Origin of the sequence: Curtobacterium sp. MCBA15_005 (assembly GCF_001864855.1) — a bacterium.
Taxonomy (GTDB): Bacteria; Actinomycetota; Actinomycetes; order Actinomycetales; family Microbacteriaceae; genus Curtobacterium; species Curtobacterium flaccumfaciens.
The window spans coordinates 6,231-7,810 of sequence record NZ_MJGL01000029.1 but is presented as its reverse complement, the minus strand read 5'-3'; the positions used below and the strand labels follow the sequence as shown (position 1 = coordinate 7,810).

2 protein-coding genes are annotated in these 1,580 nt (G+C 72.2%); both read right to left on the bottom strand.

Annotated elements, in window-relative coordinates:
• Positions 1 to 540, bottom strand: a 540-nt coding sequence (locus tag BIU89_RS12065; protein ID WP_139179051.1) for a CNNM domain-containing protein, incomplete at its 3' end; no start/stop codon positions are given.
• 144 nt (positions 541 to 684) lie between these two features.
• A partial coding sequence (locus tag BIU89_RS12060) for a M23 family metallopeptidase (protein ID WP_071246841.1) occupies positions 685 to 1,580 on the bottom strand: 896 nt, incomplete at its 5' end.

The following is a 1,580-nucleotide window of genomic DNA, read 5'->3' as shown; positions in this document are numbered from 1 at the left end:
CATCGACTCGCTGCGGGCGTCCGGGTCGCCACCGAGCAGTCGCACGACGGTGTCGGTGGACTTCGAGAGCAGCCAGATCACCGGCCGCATCAGCACCGCGAAGCGCTCCAGGGTCGGGGCGACGGCCATCGAGAAGCCCTCGGCACGCTGCAGGGCGAGGCGCTTCGGCACGAGCTCGCCGAACACGAGCGACAGGTACGCGATGACGAGGGTCATCATCACCAGCGCGACGGCTTCGGCGGTGCCCTGCTCGAGGCCGAGTCCCCGGAACAGCGGCGCGACGTCGGGTGCGATCGAGGACGCACCGTACGCGGCGGAGAAGAACCCGGCGACGGTCACGCCGATCTGCACGGCGGACAGGAACCGGTTCGGGTCACGGCCGAGCTCGGCGACCCGCATCCCGCGGGGGCCGCGGCGTTCGAGCTGCTGCAGCTGGGATTCGCGGAGGGAGACGAGCGCGATCTCGGCTGCCGCGAAGACCCCGCCGACGAGTACGAAGAGGATGACGAGCCCGAAGGCGATCCAGGTGTCGGCGCCCATCAGCGGGCAGCCGCCTCGGGTCGACGACGGGCGGGCGGTCTGTGGGGATCGTCCATGCCTGTGAGTCTGCACAGGCCGACTGGGACATCACCGTGCTGCCGCTCGACAGCGGCTGTGGATCCCGCGCCGTGACGGAAGCGGTCGCTACAGCGTGAGCGAGCGACCGATGCGGGCTTCGAGCCACGCCTCCGGGTCGATCGGGGTGACGCCGTCCATCAGGACCTCGAGGTGCAGGTGCGCACCGGTCGAGACGCCTGAGGATCCGACGAGCCCGATGAACTGCCCGGCAGCGACGGTGTCGCCGACCTTGAGCGGCGAGGAGCCGGGGATCATGTGGCCGTAGAGCGTGGAGACCTGTCGGCCGTCGATCACGTGGTCGATGATGACCGCGTTGCCGTACGAGAAGTAGGTGCCCGAGACCCGGACCTTGCCCGCGGCGACGGCGCCGATCGGCGTGCCCATGCCCGGGGTGAAGTCGAGGCCCTGGTGCAGCGACGAGCACGCGCCGCACGGTGCCGAGCGGTACCCGAAGCCGGAGCTCATCTGCACGGGGCCGGGGAACGGCGAGCGGACCGCGCCGCCGAACGACACGGCGCCTCCGGCGATCGCCGCGGTGTCGGCGGAACCAGCCGTCGTCGTGGTGACGGTCGAGCCACCCCCGACGGTGAACCCGTCACGGTCGAACCCGGCGGACGTGACCGCCTGGGTCACGGCGTAGTCCTGGGTGCGCACGATGGGCGCGATGGTCGAGGTGGCCATCGAGGTGCCGGCGCTCGCGTGTGCGGGCATCGCCGAGGCGGCGAACATCGCGATGGCTGCGGCGGCGCTGGTGAGGGTGATGCGTCCGGCACGGGCCGACCGGGAGGCCCGGGGTGCGCTGGCGACGCGGGTCACCCTGGGTGCGGGGCGGCGGACGACGCGCTGGATGCGGTCATCGACGTGCTCGGTGGTGGCGCGTGCGGCGGCGGCGCGGCGGCCGGCCGGCTCGGTGGCCGAGGACTTGGTCGCGAGCACGACGGACTTCGCCGGCTTGGCGACCT